Here is a 19,774-nt window from a genome sequence, read left to right as displayed (position 1 = left end):
AAGAGGCTATCTCTTCTTCGCGATTTCGAGGTCGACGAGGCGGGCTTTCTCCGCATCCATCGCGGCCTTGATGCGGCCCGCGCTGCGCTCTTTCATGCGGAGAAAAATATCGGAGGCGACCTCCACCGGCAGGGCATCCATGATCTTCGCGGCCTCTTCCGGGGGCGTCTGATCGTATATCTTGGCCAGCCGGCGGAGATTTTCTTCAACCACCACTTCGCGCTTCTGGATGAGGCCCTGAAGTTCGCTCTTCAGCCCGGAAAGCTCCTTGACGCGATTCTCGATCTCCAATTTGAGCTGCGCGAGGCGTTGCTCGCGGTGGCGGAGCTCCTCGTCCTTCTTCGTAAGTGATTTCTGTCGATCTTCGAGCGCCTTCAGCACCTCGGCTCCCCGAATCTCCTCTTCGGGGGGGAGGGCCCGTTTGATGACCAATTCATCGCGCTCCTTGAGAATGCGCAGCAGTTCTTCGAGACTGATTTCCTTCCCGGGTTTCGGGGGGATGGTGCCCGTCAACCGCGACGAGTCCTCCGGCGTGGGCGCCTGCGCGCTGGCCTCCTTGTGGGCGATCCCGAAGACGCCGTTCCGTTTGTAAAGGACGACGCCGGAAACCACGATCTTTACCGCGATGACCGCGACGAGGAGGCGCTCCCAAATGCTCACTGGGCACTTTCCTCCGGCCGGTTGAAGGCGATCACGCCAAGCTCATTGAGCAACTTATTCTGCGAACGCTCCTCTTCGACCCGATACTCCTCGAACCGACGCTCCTTGAACCGCTCGATGACCTGCTTTTCCTTCCTTGACTGTATGTAGGCCTTCCGTTTCTCATCCACGTTCAGCTTGGACTTCGCAATGCGTCCGTTTTGGTCGGCGATTTCCTGTCGCGATCGCCGGAAGTAGTTCTGATAGATCACACCCTCGTAGGGCACAAAGCCTGTACGCATCCGCTCGTCGAAGTCCGCCTGGACCTCTTCGTGCTTCCGTCGCAGGGCGGTCAACCGCTGCAATTCCGCTTGATAGAGTTCCATGGCCGTTCGGAGTTCCTTACGCCTATTCTCTTCAATCCGCTCGCGGACTTCAAGGACCTTCTGGAGGCGAAAACGGAACGGCATGGCTTAGTGAGGCGAGAGGCGGGAGGCGGGAGGCGTCATCATGAAAAGACCCGTTGGAGGTGGCTGACGCTCTCGGGCAGGGTGATGCCGGCCTCCACATCCTGTTGGAGGTACTGGTTCACCCGGTCCACATAATTGAGGGCGTAGTCGATCTTGGGGCTGGACCCCTTGACGTAGGCCCCGATGTTGATGAGGTCTTCCGCCTCGCGGTAGTCCGAGAGCACGGTGAGCGCCTTCTTGGTGAGCACCATCTGCTCCTTAGGCACGCAGTCGATCATGGTCCTGCTGATGCTTTGGAGGATGTCGATCGAGGGGTAGTGGTTCCGGGCTGCCAGGGAGCGTGAGAGCATGATATGCCCGTCGAGAATGGCACGTACGGCATCGCCGATGGGATCGTTGATGTCGTCCTGCTCCACGAGGATGGTGAAGAAGCCCGTGATGCTCCCCGGTTTGTCCCAGGTCCCCGCGCGCTCCAGAATTTTTGGAAACATCGAGAAGACCGAGGGCGTGTATCCCCGCGACGTCGGGGGCTCGCCCACAACGAGGCCCACCTCCCTCTGGGCCATGGCGAACCGGGTAATGGAATCCATCATGAACAGGACGTCCGCCCCGAGCGATCGGAAATATTCCGCGATGCTCATGGCCGCGAATGCGCCGCGGAGGCGGATCAGGGGCGGTTGATCCGAGGTCGCCACGACCACCACGGAGCGCTTGCGTCCCTCGTCACCCAAACTCTTCTCGATGAACTCCCGCACTTCACGTCCTCGTTCGCCGATGAGCGCCACCACCGACACGTCGGCCTTCGTCCGCCTTGCCATCATCCCGAGGAGGGTGCTCTTGCCGACTCCGGACCCCGCAAAAATTCCCATGCGCTGGCCTTTTCCCACAGTCAGCATCCCGTTGATCGCGCGAACCCCCACGTCGAGCGGCTCGCGAATTCGCGCCCGCTTGAGCGGGTTGATCGGCGTGGTGTAGATCGGCCACTCCGTCTCGGCGTCCAGCGATCCCTTGTCGTCATACGGGTTTCCCACACCGTCGAACACCCGGCCCAACATGCTCCGGCCCACGCGCACGGTGGCCACGCGGCCCTTATGCACGATCTTGGCGCCGGGACCGATGCCCTGCGTGTCTCCGAGGGGCATGAGGATGACTTTCCCCTCACGAAATCCGACGACCTCCGCGCCGAGAACTTTTCCGCCCTCGGTGATGATTTCGCAGAGGCTTCCGATGCTGGAGCCGGGACCGTGGCCGATGATGGCCAATCCGGTGACTTCGATGACCGTGCCGTTCACGCGAACGGGGTCCACCCGCTCCACGGCGTCCAGATATCGATCGAGGCCTAGCACCATGTTGCTGAAGTCTTGCCGCAGTTTGGATGGCCAGAGCCAGCCGGCAACATGGTACTCACGCCCCGCCTCCATACAGAATTTCCGATTGAGAGCGGGGCTGCCGTACCGCGCGGAGGCTGGAAACTGCGGCTTTAGTCGGCCGACGCGGTACTAGTGGCATGGTTGCAAGATGCTGGGAACCACCCGACGCCTCATGCCCAAGGGCCTACGCGGCGGGCGGGTGTGTGACGTCCTGGATATCTTTTTCGAGTTCGGCAAGCTGTCTTTCGATCCGGGCGTCGATGTCTCCAAAATTCGTTTCAACGATGCAGCCGCCCGGTGCGAGGGCGGCGTCCGCCTGGATATGCATGGCCTTGATCCCTTCCACTTCCGCCAGAAGGGTCGGCCGGTAGCGTTGGACCAGTTCGAGGTCTTCGGGGTGCACGCGGATGTCGAGCCGGTTCAGATCGACCGCCCGTTTGACGGCTTCCCGGAGGTTTTCGACCACGGGAGACGCGATATCGATCTCGCGCTTCAGGATTTTCTGGGCGATCTTAAGGGCCAGCCGCCAGAATTGCTGCTCGACCAGAACGCGGATTTCCGATTCCAGCTTGACCATCCTCTGCACCGCCCCCTGGAGGGCCTGAAAAATGGGCTCTGAGTCCTTCTTGATCTTGTTGAATCCCTCTTCGTGCCCGGCCTTGAACCCCTCGTCGTGGCCGATGGCGAAGGCGCTCTCTCTCGCCCTGGCCTGGATGAGCTCGGCTTCGCGCCATGCCTGACTGAGAATCTTGTCCGCCTGTTTCTTGGCCTCGCGGAGAATCAGATCCGCCGTGCGTTCCGCTTCCTGAGCGGGGGTAGCGGGGCCTGCCGGGACCGGCGGGGCAGCGGCGGGCGACTCCTTCCCGTCCTCCCCTTCGGATTTCGGCGCCGCCTCTTTGCCCGGGCGGATGATGATGACCGGAAACTGGTAGGGCTGGGCCGGTGTGCCCACCTCCACGGCAGGAGGAAAATATCCGTAGATCGTGTACCGACCTTCCTCCTCGGCGCGAATGATCGACGCCATAGGCTAGACGAGGGCCTCGCCTCCGCCCTTGGAGATCACGATCTTCCCCTCGTCCTGGAGCCGCCGGGCCACTTGAATGACTTCGCGCTGTGCACGCTCAACGTCGCTCAACCGCATGGGCCCCAGTAGGCTGAGTTCCTCGCGGACCATTTCCGCCGCGCGTTTGGACATGTTCCGGAAGATTTTCTCTTTCAACTCCTCAGAGCCGGTCTTCATGCTCTTGACGAGGTCCTCGCGGTTGACCTCCTTCATGAGATCCTGCATGCCTCGGTCGTCGATGTAGATGAGATCCTCGAAGGTGAACATGTGGTGACGGATCGACTCGGCCAGCTCGGGGTCTTCTTCCTCGATCTTCGCCAGGATGTCCTCTTCCGCCGCCCGGTCCACCTGGTTGAGCATCTCGGCCACGGCGGGAACGCCGCCCACTTTCGCACTCGCCAGGGCTCCGGTGCGGAATTCGTCGTGCAGGGCGCGGTCGATTTCACGGACCATGTCCGAGGAGATGCGTTCCAGTTTCGCCACGCGCTTAACAATATCACTTTGGAGTTCCGGGGGGAGCCCGGTGAGCACTTCCGCGGCCCGATTGGGGTTCATGTTCGCCAAGATGACGGCGACGGTTTGCGGATGTTCGTTCTTCAGAAAAGTGAGGAGCGTCTTGGCGTCCAGCTTGTTGAGAATAACGAGCCGGGCTTCCTGATCCGCGAAGAAGAGGCCTTCCATGAGTTCGGCGGCCTTGTCCTCACCCAGCGCCTTCACGAGCGAGTTCCGGATGAAATTGTAGTCGGAACTCATGATCTGGCCCTTGGCGATGTCGTCGTAGAATTCCTTGGCGACTTTCTCGACGACTTCCTGTCGCATACCCTGCACGGTGGACATGGCCAAGGTAAGGTCCTGCACATCCGCTTCTTTCATGTTCTTGAGGACGTTGGCCGTCACCTCTTCACCCCAAGCCACGAGAAGGATCGCGACTTTTTCCAGTCCCTTGAATTCCGTCACCGCCATGTGCGGACCTCCATGTTAGTACAGAACTACGGTCGTTTCAAGTAGTTCTTTAACAATTCGCGGCATTTCTTGCCGCGCGGGAGGAAGAAGCTTCCTTTCCACCCCCCGTTTTGCGGCATCCGGCCGGTCACGGGGCGGTTTCGGCAACTTGGCGCCGTCCGAATCTCAGAACCTGCTCGAATTCTCCGTCAAAACTGATAACCCGCTCCAAGGTAGAGCAGGTACGCGCTTCCGGCAAACGTCCCGTTCCCGACCACGGGATCTTCGACGTCGTAGCCAAGGAGTTTCTCCATCAGATCTTTCGTTGTGGGATCGCTCCCTGTCAGGCCGTTGTAACCGGTGATTTCGCTGTGTTCCACCTTCCGAGTGGCCATGAGGTAAGCGGCGGCAGATGCGTCCAGGTAGAACCGTCCGAATCGCCGGGTGCATCCGGCGGTGAGGCCGACCGTCTGCGCGTCGAAAGTGAGCGGGGTCAAGTCCCGGGTGGGAACGGCGCCGGGCTGGTAGTGGATTCCCGCCCGGAGGTCGAGCGGTTCGGACCAGTGGTACTCGCCTCCCCATCTCAAGTCCATCGTATCCTTCAAGGGCTGCGGGATGACGCGGTCTTCAAGGCTCAGGTCCGAGAGGGATTGCTGGACTTCGAATCCGGCCAGGCTGACGCCGATATTCAGCGGCGGATCGAGGGGCAGGGATGTATCGGCGATGTCGATCCGGAACTCCTTGAATCGGCTCCATTGCCAATAGTCAAAATCCAACTCGCTGTAGAACTTGCCGAATTGATAACCCAGTCCGGACCGGACAACGTGGGGGGTTCTCAGCATGACACTGACGTCCTTGGTTGTCCTGATCGATACCGGTTGCTCCCCGAACATGCTCATGCCGAGAATCTGGTTGAGCTGTGTTTGAATCCGAGCGTCGAGAGTGCCTTTCAATTGCAGGTCCGACCCACGTTGGTAGGCGACGCCCACGGAGAGTTTGTCGGTGGCGTAGCGTCCCCCCACGATGAACGTGGGTTCGGCGAACTTGTCCACATTCAGTTCGGCGAGGCCCTCCCGGGCCGGACTTTCCGTCGTATGCGCGGAGGCCAGGATGGCCTGGCGGAGCTTGAGAGTGACACTGTCTAGGATGAATACGCCTCCGAAGGAGAGTCCCTTGAACAGTTCGCCCGCGCCGCCCAGCATCACGTAGGATTCCGTTCTGGCGCTGTCGATGATCATGAATCGCTGAGGGCCGTCCTCCGGGTATTCGAGGAAGAGCGGACCGACGGGCGTCATGAAGCCCCCGCCCAAGGTGAGGCGGTGCCACGCGAACGGCCAGACGAGGAACGCGGCCGGCAAGGGCGTGGGCAACGCTTCGTTGTCCACCCTGGGAAAATTCGTCCCATACGGATAGGTGGTCGTGCTGTCGGGACCTGTCGCATCCGACGCGGGCTTCCTCGCAAAGCTCGATTGCCAGAAGAGCCCGCCCAAAGAGAGATAGGCCTCGCGGTGACGCAGCGCACTCAGCCCCGCGGGATTGTAATAGAGGGCAAAGGCATCGGTCGGCCGCGCCGTGAAGGCGCCGCCCATTCCCATCGCCTTTGGACCGTTGTCGGCCACGTACAAGCCGTTCGCCGAAGCGGCGGTGATGAGCGATGCGTGATGAGTGATGAGAACAAGAAGCAGCAGAACTCCAAGGCGGAGCTTCACTTCAGACTTCACCCTTCACTCTCTTGGAGCTTCACTTCACTCTTCACGCATCACCCTTCACAATTTCATCTCACGGTGGGGTGATCTTTGCGCTGCCGGCCATGAGCGCCGAAACCAGGAAGTCCGCCCCCATCTTCGATCCCTCAGCGGAGGTGAGCGGATAGACGTGGGCATCTTTCTTTTCGGAGTCGGGGACCGGAATTTGGACGAATCCGCAAACGGCGCCAGGAGGGCTCAGCCGTCCCGCGACTGGCTGGATGCCAGCCATGGATGGTGCGGTACCCCGCCCTCCGGGCTGACCACGATGGGAGGCCACTGAAGGCGGGGTGCCATCAAGCGGGACGGCGCCGGAGGCTGCGCCCGCGCCGCTTGTCGGACAGTTGCGCTGGTCGATCTTCGGCAGTCCCGGAACGTCATGGGCCACCGTACCTAGATGGGGAACCCCAAAGGATACGGCCAGGACTTCGGTGGAGACGTTCGTGACGGTCTTTTCCTCCACCGATTCGACCATCAGGAGGGAATTCGAGAGATTGGCTTCGAAGAAAGGTTGGCGATACTTCCCGGCGGCCATGACGGCGGGATCGGACTTGTCGATCAGCATCTGGGCCGCCGTGAAGAAAAGATTTTCAGCCGCGGGGGAATCCGAGAACTCGAAAGCCAATGGATTCTTGACTCCGCACGTGTTGTCGGGTTTGCCGCCCGGGAGGAGAATCTTCACGCAGTTCTCGGCGACGCCCAGGAGGAATAGGTAGCGGTTCTCCGCATCGCCCCGGACGAGTTGCGTAAGCTCTCCGCCGCCGACATAGAGCACGGAAGCCCTCAGCGAGGTATCGATCGACGTGAACCCGGCTCCGAGGATGCCTCCGAGCGACTCGCCCGCGTAGCCCTTGCGAGTGAGATCGAAACACGACGCGCCGCAGGTCGGCAGCGATACCGCATTCAACGCCGGGAGGGCTTTGTTCGAAAGTTGCCAGAGGTCGAGGAAGTTCTGGCGGATGCTGTCCCTCGTGCGGAGGGGGTTGGAGAAATCGATCAGATCCAGCGCCCAGTTGATGATGCCGGGAGTATCCTTCAAATCCTCTCTCGCTCGGAACGCGTGGCGGATGGCATCGATGCCGATGACGGCGACCCCTTCGGTGGCGAGCCGGTTCACGAATCGAAGCCACTTATCCTCCTTGAATTTCTGCGAGTCGAGTCCGTGTTGCATGATGACGATGGGATACCCCGAGGCGGGGCGGGCGGACTTCGGCAGAGCGAGAAGAAATTGAATTTCCTGTGTGGCAGAGGGAAGGGCGTCCCCCGTTTCAATCCGGTCGGGCATGAGTTCGTCGCTCCCTCGGAAATCCAGAGAGCGGAAGGTGCCGCGGACGAGCGTGGACACTTCGGCAAGATGGTCGGGATGCGTTCCGGATGAGGGGCCGAAGATAATGGAGGGTAGGTCGGCCAAGGCGATGGCTTCGACGTTGTCAATGGACGGCAGGGGAGCGGCCCCAAGGTTCTTTACGGCGTTGACCACGTCGTCGGCGCCCGACATCGTGGTGAACTCGAAGGCTAGAACGGCATCGGAAACGGAGCGGGAAAGGATTTCATTGTGAAAGGACTTCATGCGCGCGGTGTAGGTGGCGGCGTCACCCGATGCCGTCAGGTTTCCATCGATGAGCTTCCGATAGTCCGATGGCATCGAGAGTCCGCGGCCCGAGCGATCTTGGAGGGTACGCCGGAGGACGACGGTGTACTTGTGCCCCCCTTTGAGAGGAAGGAGGGGATCGAGGATGACTTGATATCCGGAGGGCTCCCAGCGAGACGAAAACGCGATCCGCTGCGTCGTGAGATCAATGCTCGATCCCTGCACCCAATTCGTGGTGTCTACGATCCAGATCGGGCTTTCCGGAGTGGTCGAAGCTTCCAGCGCGGGCAGGCCGGCCAAGTCCACCGGTGCGGAGACGGGCGCGATGATCGGCGAGAGCAGTCCGAACCCATCGAGCGCGTTCATCTGGTTCCGGATGCCTTCGAAGCTCAGCTTGTGGACCACGGGGGAGATGGCTTCGTAGCCGATGAGCGTATCGCGACCTGCCAGCATCCGGTCCATATCCCGATTCATCCCCGCGGTGATGTTGAGCCGAACGCCGGTCCGCGAGGAGGAGTCCGCGCGCGTCATGAGATCGATGGGGAAGGGAACAAAGTTCCGCTTGGCGGACGGGTCGAATTGGAAGGCCGGCTCGAAGGCGAGGCGTTCGGACTTGCCGCACGCGGGGGAGAGGGCCGCGAGAAGAACAGCGACACAGAGTCCACGCCTCATGAGTGGCGCTATCCTACGCACGTCCCCCTTCCCGCGCAAGCCGAAAACGAGGAAACTCTTTACTGCGTCGCCGGGCCACCCTAAGATGCCCGGATGGCCCTTTCTTGGACCGCCCACGCATGCCGGCTCTTCACGACTGTCACATTCGTCTTGGGCCTTGGACCGATTCGGGAGGCCCGTTCCACACCTCTTCCGGGGGTGGAACGGAGTTTCGGGATCACGACGGTGAATGCGGTGAGCGGGAACGGCGGGCTGTCCGTCGGCATCTCCAAACGTGGAGAGCTGGTCGTCCTCAAATGGCCCAGCCCGAGCTATTTCGACCACTTGAACTACCGTACGCCGATGCCGGGACTCGAAGAGATCGAGGACTACGACGAGAATTATGGGGCAGAAGAACTGTGGGGATCGTTCGCGGGCCTCAAGGTTCATACGTCGGGCGGTGAAACTCTCACGTGGCTGAGAGACGCGCATTGGACCCGCGCTCAGCGGTATTTCTCCTCCGACACCCCCATCATCATCACCGAATATCGAAACAATTCCCTCGGTCTCACCGTCACCGGCACGGATTTCGTCAAGCCGGATGATGACGTTCTCATTCGTTCCTATCGCATCGATCGAGACCCTGACTCCGCGGCGACCGGCGCACAACTCATCTATCTCGCCAACATGGCCCCATGCACGTCCAAGGTCACTTTTTTGCCCACGAAGTGCTGGACCGAAGACGAACTGGAGGGATACGCGACGGTGTATGACGAGGGAGGTGGAAGATTCGTCTCGTTCAAGCCGGCAAACCGGGATTTCTCGAAATTGCCCTCAAACGACGCCGCCTCCATCAAGCGGTTTCTCGATCAGGCGGACATCATGTTTCATCCGGCCACAAGCGCGGGTCCCTACAACCTGCTCCACACCGAGGATGTGTGGTGGACTCTAGGTTCGTCCAAGAAGCCTTCGGGCCACCTGCTCTTCGAAGATTGGGAAGCTTCCGTCGTACCTTTCGATGCCACTCCAAATGACACTTACGTTGTGACCGGCCCGGCCGCGCTGGGGCTTCTTTACGATGTAGATTCCACCTCGCCGGAGATCACCCTCGTTTTCGCGGTGGCCGGGAAGGCATCCGATTCACTCGGGCTTTGGTCCCGTGCCGTTGGGCAGTCCGTCCTAAGCCAGCGGGACGTAACGCAGAAGTGGTGGGAGAAATGGCTCAGCCGGGCCGCGCTGCCCAACACCTCGGATGAAAAAATCCTGAGTGTATCCAAGCGCGCTCTTATCTCCCTGAAAATCGCGACCGACCGCGAGAGTGGCGCGATGGTCGCCTCAATCACGAATCAGCCACCGTACGGCGAAGACTGGCCGCGGGACGGCGCATTTTTCAATCACACCCTCGATCTAGCCGGCTACCCCGAAATGGTGGAGAAGCACAACGAGTTCTACGTCCGCGTGATCCGCAAGAGAGATGGGCAGGATCGTTTCGGCACGAATCAGGCACCCGCGGGAAGTTTCGCCATGAACTACTACGCCGATGGGCGGCCGGGCGGAATCTTCGATTTCGAAATCGATGAAGCGGGGTTCGGATTGTGGACCCTCGCTGCGCACTCCGATTTCCTGAGCGGGACTCAACAAAAAGCCTATCTCGATAAGGTCTACCCGACGATTCAAGTGGCCGCGGATCTTCTGACGGCATGCCGTGACGCTTCGAACGGACTCCAGTGTCCCGCGGAAGAGGATGACAACCCCGGCAACTTCCAAACCATTCATGGGGCGACGGCTGTGCTGGCCGGACTCAAGGCCGCGGTGCGAGTCGCACCGATTATGGGCGAAGACGCGGCTCGGCTGGCCTCATGGCAGAACCGGGTCACGGAGCTGGAGCAAGCGATCGCTCGGGAGTTCTACAAGACGGACGGCGGCCATTTCGGCGGAGGCACCGGCGCCGGAGCGTGGCTGATCTGGCCCACCGAGTTTCTTCCCTTCGACGATCCACGCATGCGGTCCCACTCGGACTATGTGTTCAACGAAATGCTCCCGTTTTTCCAGAAGAAGGGTGATGGGGCCTATCTCGGCAAGGCCACCGCGGCGCTCGCCCTGCTCTGGAAAGACGATGCGGAGCGCGGCGCCAAACTCGAACCGGTTATCCGGACTCTCCTCACGGAAGTGCCGACGCCCGATACCGAGCACTACGGCGAAGTTTTCGTCGTGCGCGATGTGGACGGCAACGGTTCGCTCGACTACGAGATGCACGTGGCGCAACCGCATGTGTGGGAGGCCACGCTCAGCTATCTCACGGCGGCTTTCTTCTACGGCCTCGTCCCCGGAAAGCCCCAGGGTCATGCAGAAAGCACCTCCTCCTGCGCGTGCCAATCCATTGGGACCGGCGCTCGTCTCTCACTCCCCGGCCTGCTCCCTTACTCCTTCATTCTGCTCTTCCCCCTGATGGCCCGCCGAAAGGCACGAATTCACAGGTCGTAGCTCTGGGATCGCCTCGACCACGTTCTTCCGATCTCGATTGTGGATCGGCGCAGTCCCTGTTACCATTCTCCAACTTCACCTATGTCTCAGGAGAATGACCTTTCGGGATCGACGGAAGACGCCGTGAGCCCCGTTCCCGACTCGCCGCCGGTTCTGGAACCAAATCTCCGCGTTCTCGTCTACCTCGAGAACACCACTCTGACGCTCTTGGGACTCGAGATCCACGCTTTTGCTGATTCTCCCCCATCCGCGTAGATGCGCGCGGGTATCAAATTTCCGATCCTCCTTTCCGCCGTCATCGCGGCCGGATTTATTCTTGCGTCCTGCTCGGACGAGGACGAACCCAACGCTTCGCCCGGCGAATTGCCGACAAGTGCGGAGACCCCCACCGCTTCGACCGGGCTTGGACCGACCGGGACAGACTCTTCATCGACCACAACCGCCCCTTCTAGCCCCACCAAGCCCACCGCAGAGGCGCTCTGGGCGCGTCTTCTTGAGGCAGACCCTCCCGCGAACTGGAAACTCCTGCCGGGATACGAGTGGCCGCGCTTGGGCACGTCCTCCGCTCATGGATTGGGTGTGGAGAACGTGTATGTGAATCCCGAATCGGAGGCGGCAATCCAACCTGGTCTTACCGGTCCGATGCCGAACGGCACCACGATCGTCAAGTACATCTACGCGAACAAGGATCCGGCCGGCAAGGGTGAGTTGAAAATCGTTGCCGCAATACAAAAAGGGGAAGGATTCAATCCCGAGGCGGGCGATTGGGTGTGGGTGGAGTTCAACGGGACCGGCCGGGTCGTGGCGCAGCAATCCTCCGGCAAAAGCGGGTCCTGCACCTCCTGTCACTCCGGCGCCCAGCGCGACTTCATCTGGCTGGCCAAGTAACCTCTTGACCTGCCTGTGCATGCAGGTGATGATGAAGGCATGCGCAGAAGTTCCGCAGAAAGACTCTGACACATCCCACGCCGGCCTCCGAAAGTCTCAACTCCCATGTCTGATCCCCGAGCCCCTCGGAAGCCGATTGACCTGGAATCATCCCCGGATACAATGCCCGTATCCGTCATGGAAATCATCACGGAAGTCAAACCGGAATCCAATCGAAGATATCGGGTTACCCATTCCAGCGGTCGGAGTCTTCGTCTTAATCGGGTGAGCCAGGAGTCTTCGTCCTCCAGCCAATATGTCTATAAGGATTTTTCCGGCAGCAGTCACCGGCTTGTTCTGAACGCCGTCCGAGCGATGCCTCCCCGTCTCAGAATCTGCGACGTCGGCTGCGGAGACGGTTACCTGTCCCGCGAGCTGAGGTCGCAAGCCCACTATGTCGTCGGCCTGGACAGTCGTCCTCCCACTCCCGGGCATGAGGCTTGGGATCGTTTCTACGAGTCGGATCTGGCGGCTCACCCAACCCGGAGTCTGGAAGGTGAGCCACCGTTCGACCTGATCCTGATGGCCGATATCCTGGAGCATCTCCCGGAGCCAGAGGCCACCCTTCGAGACTTCCTCCGAACCCTGAAGCCCGGGGGCCGGCTGATCATCTCCGTGCCCAACGTGGCGAACCTCTACGTACGGCTTCATCTCCTGACGGGGAGGTTCGAATACCAGGACCGCGGCATACTGGACCGTGGACATCTCCGCTTTTTCACTCAGGCAACGTTCCTGCGAATGCTGGCCGCGTGCGGCCTCCAGGTCGAGCACTTTTGGGGCTCCGTCATTCCGTGGCCCTTGATCTGGCCGAGGTTCTTTGCGCGGAACCGCTTCGACTGGATCAACCGGCTCCTCTACGTCCTGACCCAGGCGTGGATCAACCTGCTGGCGTATCAGTTCGTTGCTCAGGTCAAGCTTGGCAATTCCGAATCGTTTTGACACCATAGCCCCCCCTATGCGGAAAAGATCGAAGGTTGTGGTCGTGATGCCCGCCTACAACGCTGAGAAGACGCTGCACCTCACCTATCGGGACCTGCCGAAAGGGACCTACGATTCGGTCATCCTGGTCGACGATGGAAGCACCGATCGAACGGCGGAGATCGCCCGTGAACTGGGACTTGAGGTCTTCCTGCATAACCGGAACTACGGATACGGCGCCAATCAGAAAACGTGCTACCGCGAGGCGCTCAAGACCGGGGCCGACGTCATCGTGATGGTGCATCCGGATTACCAGTACGACCCGAAGCTCCTCCCGGAGATGGTCGAGCCCATCGAGCGGGGAGACGCCAACATCGTTCTGGGCTCACGATTGCTGGTGGACGACGCCCTCTCGCGGGGCATGCCTTGGTGGAAGTACGTTTCGAACCGGCTTCTCACCCAGCTCGAGAACTGGGTTCTCCATCTGAAACTGTCCGAGTATCACACCGGCTACCGGGCCTTCTCCCGGCGTGTGCTGGAAACGATTCCGTTCGAGGCCAACTCGGATGGTTTCATCTTCGATCAGGAGTTGATCTTTCAGGCTGTCCACCTCGGATACGAGATACGCGAGATACCGGTGCCTGCGCGTTACTTCCCGGATGCGTCCAGCGCCAGTTTTCTGTCCAGTGTGGTCTACGGACTCGGAATTCTGGTCCTCATCGGAAAATACGGACTCCATCGGCTTGGCCTTCGAGGCAGGCTTCTTGAGTCGCTTACCACTCGTTACACAAGGGCCGGCGGCGAGCCGTCCACGAGAGGGGACCCGTTGAGCCGGACCGGGGACCGTCGTTCATAGTCGGGAGGCACTCCGATAGGGACCAACTTCTCCAAGGAAGCTCTGGCCGGAGCCGAGCGGGAATCGGATCGACTATCTGCGCCGAACCGGCTGGAGCTGGTCGGTCTCCTTGTCGGCCTTTTGGTGGCTACCTACTTTCTCGCCCCCCGAGACTGGGCGCCGAGTGAGAGTTGGAAATACTGGGCATCCGCCCGTATTCTCAGGGAGACGGGCGGCTTCCCGGTCTTCTCCCACGGTCCTCTCCATGCCGTTTATCTGCAGGCGTTCTTCTTCTTGCCCTATCCCTGGTCGGAACTTCTTGAGTACCTCCTCACCCATCTGTTTGCCGCCTTCGCGCTGTTCCTCATGCTAAGGAACGTGCTCACTCCTCTCTACGCATTGCTGCTGGTGATTGCATGGATCCCCACCCTCGCCATCGTCGAGGGGGGAGGCTTGGTGGCTTCCATCGGTTTCGTGGCTCTCTATTTTGCCGGAGGCTGGGGACGTGCGCGGTCGGACACGGAAATCATTCCCTGGTCCCTTCTTGCCGCGGTTCTTTGCCATCTCGGAGCTGTCCCATTCCTTGCCGGTCACTTTCTGGGGGTCGTGGTGGGCAGGTTGTCAAGGCGACGAGAAGTGGAGGCCGACGCTCTGTTGCCAACACGACATGCGAGCCTGCGCCTGGCAGCCAAGGTCGGTCTCGGCGCCGTCGCGCTCTTGGCCGCGCTGTTCCCCTCGGATCGATGGGATCACAACCACATGCTCGTCGATACGACGTATGCTCCCATGGCGGCGAGAGGGGCGCTGACGATCGGTTTCTTCCAAGTCGGTAACTGGTTCTACACAACAAGGACCACGCCGCCATCTTCCTGGCTGGACCGGGACTGGTACTTCACGAATCAGGAGGCTTTTGGTGGTGCAACCACCATCCTAGAGGCCTTGAGGAAGGCTCCGGGCAAGGTCGCGGCGCATATTCTCCAGAATGTTCCCGAATTCTTGAACTTACCCATGAAGTTCTTTTTTGGGCGGGGGCCGTATTTTTTTGGAGAATCGGTGTTGGCCGCTGTCTTTTGGCTTTGCCTGTGTGTGTCGACGGCGGCCATCGTCCATGAGCTTCGGACGAGGGGCCGGCTCGCGACGTTGGGTTCCATCTTTTTCGGCGCCGCCGGCGTTTCAGCCAGCCTTCTCCTGGTTTGGTTTGATACTCGGTACGTCATGGCGCTTCTGCCCGTGGGACTTCTGGTGGTCGCGCATACGGGGCGGGGCCTGGCATGGGTGGCAGCCTACAGCCGGGGGTCCTTTTTCAAGCGTCCGGCGGATAGTGACCGGAACTTGTCGACCGCCTCTGCTCGCAAGAAGGCCGTGGCTTGGTGCGGCTGGGCCGTCCTGCTGATGGGGATCATCTTCAACGAATGGGTGCTGTCAGCGCTCTGGTCGGCGGATGGAAGTTTGGCCGATGTTACGAAGTGGAAGATTCGGGCGCTCCAAACCTTGGCGTTGGGTGGCGCCTTGCTGATGATTCCGGGGCAGTCACTCCTCGCATCGTGGCTGAGGGGAGGTGAACGAACCTATACGCGATGGGTGGTGCTGGTGAGTGCGTGCCTCGTGTTGCCCAACGGTTACGGTTCCTCCCACGGGGGTTGTAGCGGCCAGATGCGTGCCGTGATCTCCGGTCCCTCCGACATTCTTCAAGCCGGGCCTGGGATAAGCATGAGAACTTCCTACCGCGAGTTGCTTGCTGCCGCCTCTCACCATCCGAAGATCATCCTGCGCGAAGAGACATGGCTGAAAGCGTTCACGCCTGTGGATATTGACGGGATCGTCAGTCCTACCAGTCTTCCCCCCTTTCCAGATTCCAGCGGCCGGACGGAAGAGCGCCTTGCCTCAATGGACGCCATTTGGGTGAGCGATGGATGGGCGAACATTGACGGTTCGCCCGTGAGACAGGGCTTCCTGCGATACCGTCTGCACGTCGAGCCGTTCCTTCGAAAGGCGCTCGCCGCCGGGTGGACCGAACAAGTGGTCGCGGGTTACGGTCGGCTTTACATGCGTCCAAAACCTTTGGTGCCGGACTGACCGAATCCGAAAGTCTCAACCCCCATGCCTGACCCTCGGACCTCCTGCTACTAAGAGCGTCTAACAGAATGCGTAGGGGAGGGCCTTCAGGCCCTCCCGACAAGAGGGAGCATCTGAAGATGCTCCCCTACGAATCGGCATTCTGTTAGTCTCGCACGGGAAGAAGTACTCCGTGGCAGCTTCCACACCTGTAGTCTGCTGCTTCAGCTCGAAGCGGACACCGATGGGCCGAACCCCATCGAAGGCACCCGATTATTACAATCATCGCCTTATCGGATGGCGGTCGCGAAACAAAACGGTGTCAATCTTGAAAATCGAGTTTCTGAGGCCGAAAAGTCAATATTCAAGATTTACACCCAGGCTGCACATCCAACGCATGTCAGGGGTCAAGCATGGGGGTTGACAAATGTCGGATGGGTGACGGTGTGTGATGGCCGGCGTTTGGAGGAAGGTTTGAGTTTCAATAACTGCGGGAGAGGTGGCGGGAAGAGCCTCGCCGCCCCGCAGCCCACAAACCGGGCCTGAATCGCTTGAACATGTACAAGCTTTTTATTTCGGAGGTCGATTTCCACACTGGCATCGTCCATCGTGTTGGTGCCCAAGAGAGGAATATCCGTATCCTCTGCCATCAGGACGGTTGTCCCATACCACCCTTCCATGACTCTAAGGAGACAAGGTCCGTATTCCCGTTCGATCGTCTCGCCGTTCGCCAACCTCAAGGTCAATCACCCCAGCACCGGCACACCCATCCGCTTGAGCAAGGACTTCGGCAGCGCCGTTTATGCCGCGCCCGTGTCCACAAGCACCTCAATTTCATCTGCGGGCTCGGGGGAGCCGTTCTCCCACCTCCCGACGCGGATCCTCACCGTAAAAGGTTTGGCCATGGGAAGAGTATTTCCAAGGGGGCTGGGGGCGACAAGTCGGGGAAAAGGGCGCCCGCCGACTCAGGCCGGGAGGGAGGCGAGCTGGGAGACGTCTTTGAAGAGGGCGGTGTAGACGATTTTGGTGAGGGCTTTTTTCTTTTCGTCCTCGAGGCCCCTGAACTGGATGCCCACTTCGTACATGCCGGAGACTTCGACAGCCGGGCGGCACCACACGACTTCGCCCTGCGCTTTCATCGAACCGGGTTGGGCCGGCGCGGAGGCGGTCTGACCGTTGCCGTTCCCAGTCGTGACTTTCATTTCGAGCCACACGGCGGTGCCCTGCGCCAAAGGTTCGTACACTGCCACGCTGGTGCCCGTGGCGGAGATGTTGTTCAGGATGGCCGATCGGACGGTCCGCACTTCCTGCGTGAGATACTTCAGTTCCATTTCAACCTTGTACCGCTGGGCGACGCGCCGCTCCTGGTAGGTACACACGCGGTCACGCCCGCTGTTCTTGGCTTCGTACAGCGCCTGGTCCGCATGCCGGATGAGCTGGTTCTTGTGCATGATCTTGGCCTGGGGGAAGGACGCCACGCCGAACGAGGCCGTCACCTTGATGACATGCCCTTCGGCGAAGAAACTGTGCTTGGCGATGCTGTCGCGCATTCGCTCGGCCACGCGCTGCGCTTCGTCCACCGCCGTTTCCGGAAGGATGATGAAAAACTCTTCACCGCCGTAGCGCGCCGCGATGTCCACTTCGCGCACGGTGGTCTGGATGATCTCCGACACGTCCTTGAGAATGCGGTCGCCGGCTTGGTGCCCGTAGGTATCGTTGATGAGCTTGAAGTGATCGAGATCCAGCATGATGCAGGAGAGCGGCCGCTGGTAGCGGAGCGCGCGGAGGAGCTCCACGTAGAGCCGCTTATGGAGATTCAGGTGATTGAGGAGGCCCGTGAGACCGTCCATCGTGGAGAGGGCGCGGACTTTCTGATAAAGCCGCACATTGCACAGAATCGTCGCGAGGAACTGCGCCACCTGATCGGCCAACACCTTGTCCTGCTCGGAGAATCGCCCCTTGAGGCTGTTGTTCAGGTTGAGGATTCCGACCGTCTCTCCGCCGACTTTCAAAGGGACGAAGAGGGCATCCGTGTGCTTGTACTTCGCGCGGCTATCCCCATTGTTCCGGCGCAGCCCGGGATTGGTAATGACGAAACTTTCATCTTCCTTCACCGCATCGAACATCACGCCGCCGGCGTTCGGATGCAGGACGAGGTGCTCGCTGAGGTTGGTGTGATTGTGGACCGCCAGCTCAAGCGTGCCTTTCTCCTGATTCATGACGAAGAGCGAGAACAGCTCCACTTCCAGAAGCGTGGGCAACTGCTCACGGATGCGCTCGTACACCTTTTTGAGATCGAGAAGGTTGATGTTGCGGAAGAACTGCTTCACTTGCTCCGCCTTGAGGAGATCGTCGGCGAGGTCGACCTTCTGGCGCCTCGTGGTGTCGTGTGTTTTGTGGAGCTGATCGACCTTCTGCCGGATCGAGGAAACTTCCTGATGCAGCTTCACGAACTCGCGGCGCTTGCGCAGGGAAGATCGAATGACGGATAGGAATTCGATCGGATTGATGGGCTTGCTCAGGACTTCATCCGCCCCGAGATCCATGCACTTCGCGCGGAAGAGCGGCGAGTTTTCCTCCGTGAGCATGAGGATCGGCAGTTGAACGCCCGGCTGGAGATCGCGCAGTTTTTTGAAGAGATTGAAGCCCTCGCGCGCATTCAGCGTATGGTCCACCACCGCCAGTTCCGGATTTGCGCGGAGAACGCGGTCGTAGTCGAGCCGGTCATATTCCGATTCGTTCAGGACATGAACGTCCATGCCCTTGAAGGTGTGGAGAACCTTCTGATCCCTCCCTACGTACAATATGAGCGGAAAACCGTTCATTGAGGGAGTACAGCGCAATTTCCGTTCCGGGACGCCACACTAACTTATTAAAATCACGATGGTATCTATCGGAGCGTGATGGAAATCCCTTCTAGGTGCAAGACGGTATCGTCCGCTATTCCTACACAATTATAAAACTATATAGTTACGATATCTTACAACTATGATGGCAAAGACGCTAGGCTTTCATCCTGAAATGGCCCGTCCCCTGAATGGGACTATGCGGCGAATGGTCTGATCCGGGCGAGGATGAGTGTTCCCGTGGCGAGAATGTTGACGAGACCCACGGGCACGAAGACTTTCCAGCCGAGGTTCATGAGTTGATCGTACCGGAAGCGGGGGAGGGTCCAACGCACCCACATGTAGAGGAATAGGAGGACACCCGTCTTGGCCGCAAACACGAGCGGGGGCATGAGGATTTGGAGGATGAGTGGGAGTCCGGACACGTCCACCCCCGGCAACTGCCATCCGCCGAAGAACAGGGTCACGAGCAGGCTTGACGAAACGATCATGCTGACGTACTCGCCCACGAAGAAAAGCGCGAACTTGAAGCCGGCATACTCCGTGTGATAGCCCGCGACGAGCTCACCCTCGGCCTCGGGAAGATCGAAGGGCAGCCGGTTGGTTTCGGCGTAGGAGGCCACCAGAAACATGGCGAACGCGATGGGCTGGCGGAATACGCCCCATCCCAGGATCGAGTCCTGCGCGCTTACGATCTCGCCCAGCTTGAGCGTGCCGTAGATCATGAGCATGCATACGATGGCGAGGCCCATCGCCAGTTCGTAGCTGATCATCTGCGCGGAGGAACGCACGCCGCCGAGGAGCGAATACTTGTTGTTGGACGACCAGCCTGCGAGAACGACCCCGTACACACTCAACGAAGCGAGGGCGACGAAGTAGAGGATGCCGATGTCGAGATCGGCCACCTGGGGTGAAAACTCCCGGCCGCCAACCACGAAGGCGGCGCCGAAGGGGACGATGGCCAGATTCAGCATGCCCGGCACGAACGACATCACGGGCGCGAGGTTGTACAGGAGGCGGTCCGCCGACTTCGGGGTGATGCTCTCCTTGAACACGAATTTGAGACCGTCGGCCGCCGGTTGGAGAAGGCCCTTCCACCCCACTCGGTTGGGGCCCACGCGATCCTGCATGAAGGCGGAAATCTTGCGTTCGAGAAACGTGAGGTAGGCCGCTGTGGTCATGATGACGGCCACGAGGAGCGCGACTTTCACGAAGGCAACGGTCAGGGCAAAGAGCAT

15 protein-coding genes are annotated in these 19,774 nt (G+C 60.1%); 5 read left to right on the top strand and 10 right to left on the bottom strand.

From position 1 onward, the window contains the following. Positions 1-6: 6 nt before the first annotated feature. From HYT87_03470 to HYT87_03440, 7 genes are all read right to left on the bottom strand, one after another. The gene (locus HYT87_03470; GenBank protein ID MBI2058807.1) at positions 7-660 is read right to left on the bottom strand and encodes a hypothetical protein; all 654 of its coding nucleotides are present in this window, start codon (positions 658-660) and stop codon (positions 7-9) included. Further along, a complete protein-coding gene (fliJ, locus tag HYT87_03465; GenBank protein ID MBI2058806.1) occupies positions 657-1,109 on the bottom strand; it encodes a flagellar export protein FliJ in 453 nt (150 codons plus the stop codon). The genes HYT87_03470 and fliJ overlap by 4 nt, the downstream gene beginning before the upstream one ends. Before the next feature lie 38 nt (positions 1,110-1,147). After that, positions 1,148-2,458, bottom strand: a complete 1,311-nt coding sequence (locus tag HYT87_03460) for a FliI/YscN family ATPase (GenBank protein ID MBI2058805.1) — start codon at positions 2,456-2,458, stop codon at positions 1,148-1,150. Positions 2,459-2,663: 205 nt separating this feature from the next. Then, complete coding sequence (locus HYT87_03455) at positions 2,664-3,503, bottom strand: hypothetical protein (protein ID MBI2058804.1); 840 nt, start codon at positions 3,501-3,503, stop codon at positions 2,664-2,666. A 3-nt stretch (positions 3,504-3,506) separates the two neighbouring features. Next, the gene (gene fliG, locus HYT87_03450) at positions 3,507-4,505 is read right to left on the bottom strand and encodes a flagellar motor switch protein FliG (GenBank protein MBI2058803.1); all 999 of its coding nucleotides are present in this window, start codon (positions 4,503-4,505) and stop codon (positions 3,507-3,509) included. Between the two features lie 188 nt (positions 4,506-4,693). After that, the gene (locus HYT87_03445) at positions 4,694-6,205 is read right to left on the bottom strand and encodes an outer membrane protein transport protein (protein MBI2058802.1); all 1,512 of its coding nucleotides are present in this window, start codon (positions 6,203-6,205) and stop codon (positions 4,694-4,696) included. Positions 6,206-6,263: 58 nt separating this feature from the next. Further along, on the bottom strand, positions 6,264-8,492 hold the full coding sequence (locus HYT87_03440; GenBank protein MBI2058801.1) for a hypothetical protein: 2,229 nt from the start codon (positions 8,490-8,492) through the stop codon (positions 6,264-6,266). Positions 8,493-8,585: 93 nt separating this feature from the next. Between HYT87_03440 and HYT87_03435 the strand changes: the two genes are divergently transcribed. The 5 genes from HYT87_03435 to HYT87_03415 all read left to right on the top strand — a co-directional run bounded on the left by HYT87_03435 (position 8,586) and on the right by HYT87_03415 (position 15,711). Then, positions 8,586-10,955 carry a hypothetical protein gene (locus HYT87_03435; GenBank protein MBI2058800.1) on the top strand — a complete coding sequence of 790 codons (2,370 nt, stop codon included), beginning with the start codon at positions 8,586-8,588 and terminating at the stop codon, positions 10,953-10,955. Positions 10,956-11,210: 255 nt separating this feature from the next. After that, positions 11,211-11,843, top strand: coding sequence for a cytochrome P460 family protein (locus HYT87_03430; GenBank protein MBI2058799.1), 633 nt, complete (start codon positions 11,211-11,213; stop codon positions 11,841-11,843). Between the two features lie 162 nt (positions 11,844-12,005). Then, positions 12,006-12,821, top strand: coding sequence for a class I SAM-dependent methyltransferase (locus HYT87_03425; protein MBI2058798.1), 816 nt, complete (start codon positions 12,006-12,008; stop codon positions 12,819-12,821). Between the two features lie 16 nt (positions 12,822-12,837). Next, positions 12,838-13,656 carry a glycosyltransferase family 2 protein gene (locus HYT87_03420; protein ID MBI2058797.1) on the top strand — a complete coding sequence of 273 codons (819 nt, stop codon included), beginning with the start codon at positions 12,838-12,840 and terminating at the stop codon, positions 13,654-13,656. A gap of 123 nt (positions 13,657-13,779) precedes the next feature. Beyond that, entirely contained in the window at positions 13,780-15,711 is a 1,932-nt protein-coding gene (locus HYT87_03415; protein ID MBI2058796.1) for a hypothetical protein, read from the top strand. Between the two features lie 386 nt (positions 15,712-16,097). On the opposite strand, the gene HYT87_03410 is transcribed toward HYT87_03415, so the two are convergent. From HYT87_03410 to nuoH, 3 genes are all read right to left on the bottom strand, one after another. Beyond that, positions 16,098-16,430 carry a hypothetical protein gene (locus HYT87_03410; protein MBI2058795.1) on the bottom strand — a complete coding sequence of 111 codons (333 nt, stop codon included), beginning with the start codon at positions 16,428-16,430 and terminating at the stop codon, positions 16,098-16,100. Positions 16,431-16,655: 225 nt separating this feature from the next. Further along, positions 16,656-18,515, bottom strand: a complete 1,860-nt coding sequence (locus HYT87_03405) for a diguanylate cyclase (GenBank protein ID MBI2058794.1) — start codon at positions 18,513-18,515, stop codon at positions 16,656-16,658. A gap of 218 nt (positions 18,516-18,733) precedes the next feature. Next, entirely contained in the window at positions 18,734-19,774 is a 1,041-nt protein-coding gene (gene nuoH / locus HYT87_03400; protein ID MBI2058793.1) for an NADH-quinone oxidoreductase subunit NuoH, read from the bottom strand.

The sequence above is a fragment of the Nitrospirota bacterium genome, from assembly GCA_016180645.1.
Taxonomy (GTDB): Bacteria; JACPQY01; JACPQY01; order JACPQY01; family JACPQY01; genus JACPAV01.
The sequence above is the reverse complement of the archived record's forward strand: the minus strand, read 5'-3'. Positions and strand labels throughout refer to the sequence as shown.

Bases quoted from the DNA above. Each gene is read 5' to 3' on its own strand.
- fliJ (MBI2058806.1), bottom strand. From the start codon at position 1,109: ATGCCGTTCCGTTTTCGCCTCCAGAAGGTCCTTGAAGTCCGCGAGCGG.
- HYT87_03460 (MBI2058805.1), bottom strand. From the start codon at position 2,458: ATGGTGCTAGGCCTCGATCGATATCTGGACGCCGTGGAGCGGGTGGAC.
- HYT87_03455 (MBI2058804.1), bottom strand. From the start codon at position 3,503: ATGGCGTCGATCATTCGCGCCGAGGAGGAAGGTCGGTACACGATCTAC.
- fliG (MBI2058803.1), bottom strand. From the start codon at position 4,505: ATGGCGGTGACGGAATTCAAGGGACTGGAAAAAGTCGCGATCCTTCTC.
- HYT87_03440 (MBI2058801.1), bottom strand. From the start codon at position 8,492: ATGAGGCGTGGACTCTGTGTCGCTGTTCTTCTCGCGGCCCTCTCCCCC.
- HYT87_03435 (MBI2058800.1), top strand. From the start codon at position 8,586: ATGGCCCTTTCTTGGACCGCCCACGCATGCCGGCTCTTCACGACTGTC.
- HYT87_03430 (MBI2058799.1), top strand. From the start codon at position 11,211: ATGCGCGCGGGTATCAAATTTCCGATCCTCCTTTCCGCCGTCATCGCG.
- HYT87_03425 (MBI2058798.1), top strand. From the start codon at position 12,006: ATGCCCGTATCCGTCATGGAAATCATCACGGAAGTCAAACCGGAATCC.
- HYT87_03420 (MBI2058797.1), top strand. From the start codon at position 12,838: ATGCGGAAAAGATCGAAGGTTGTGGTCGTGATGCCCGCCTACAACGCT.
- HYT87_03405 (MBI2058794.1), bottom strand. From the start codon at position 18,515: ATGAACGGTTTTCCGCTCATATTGTACGTAGGGAGGGATCAGAAGGTT.
- nuoH (MBI2058793.1), bottom strand. From the start codon at position 19,774: ATGCTCTTTGCCCTGACCGTTGCCTTCGTGAAAGTCGCGCTCCTCGTG.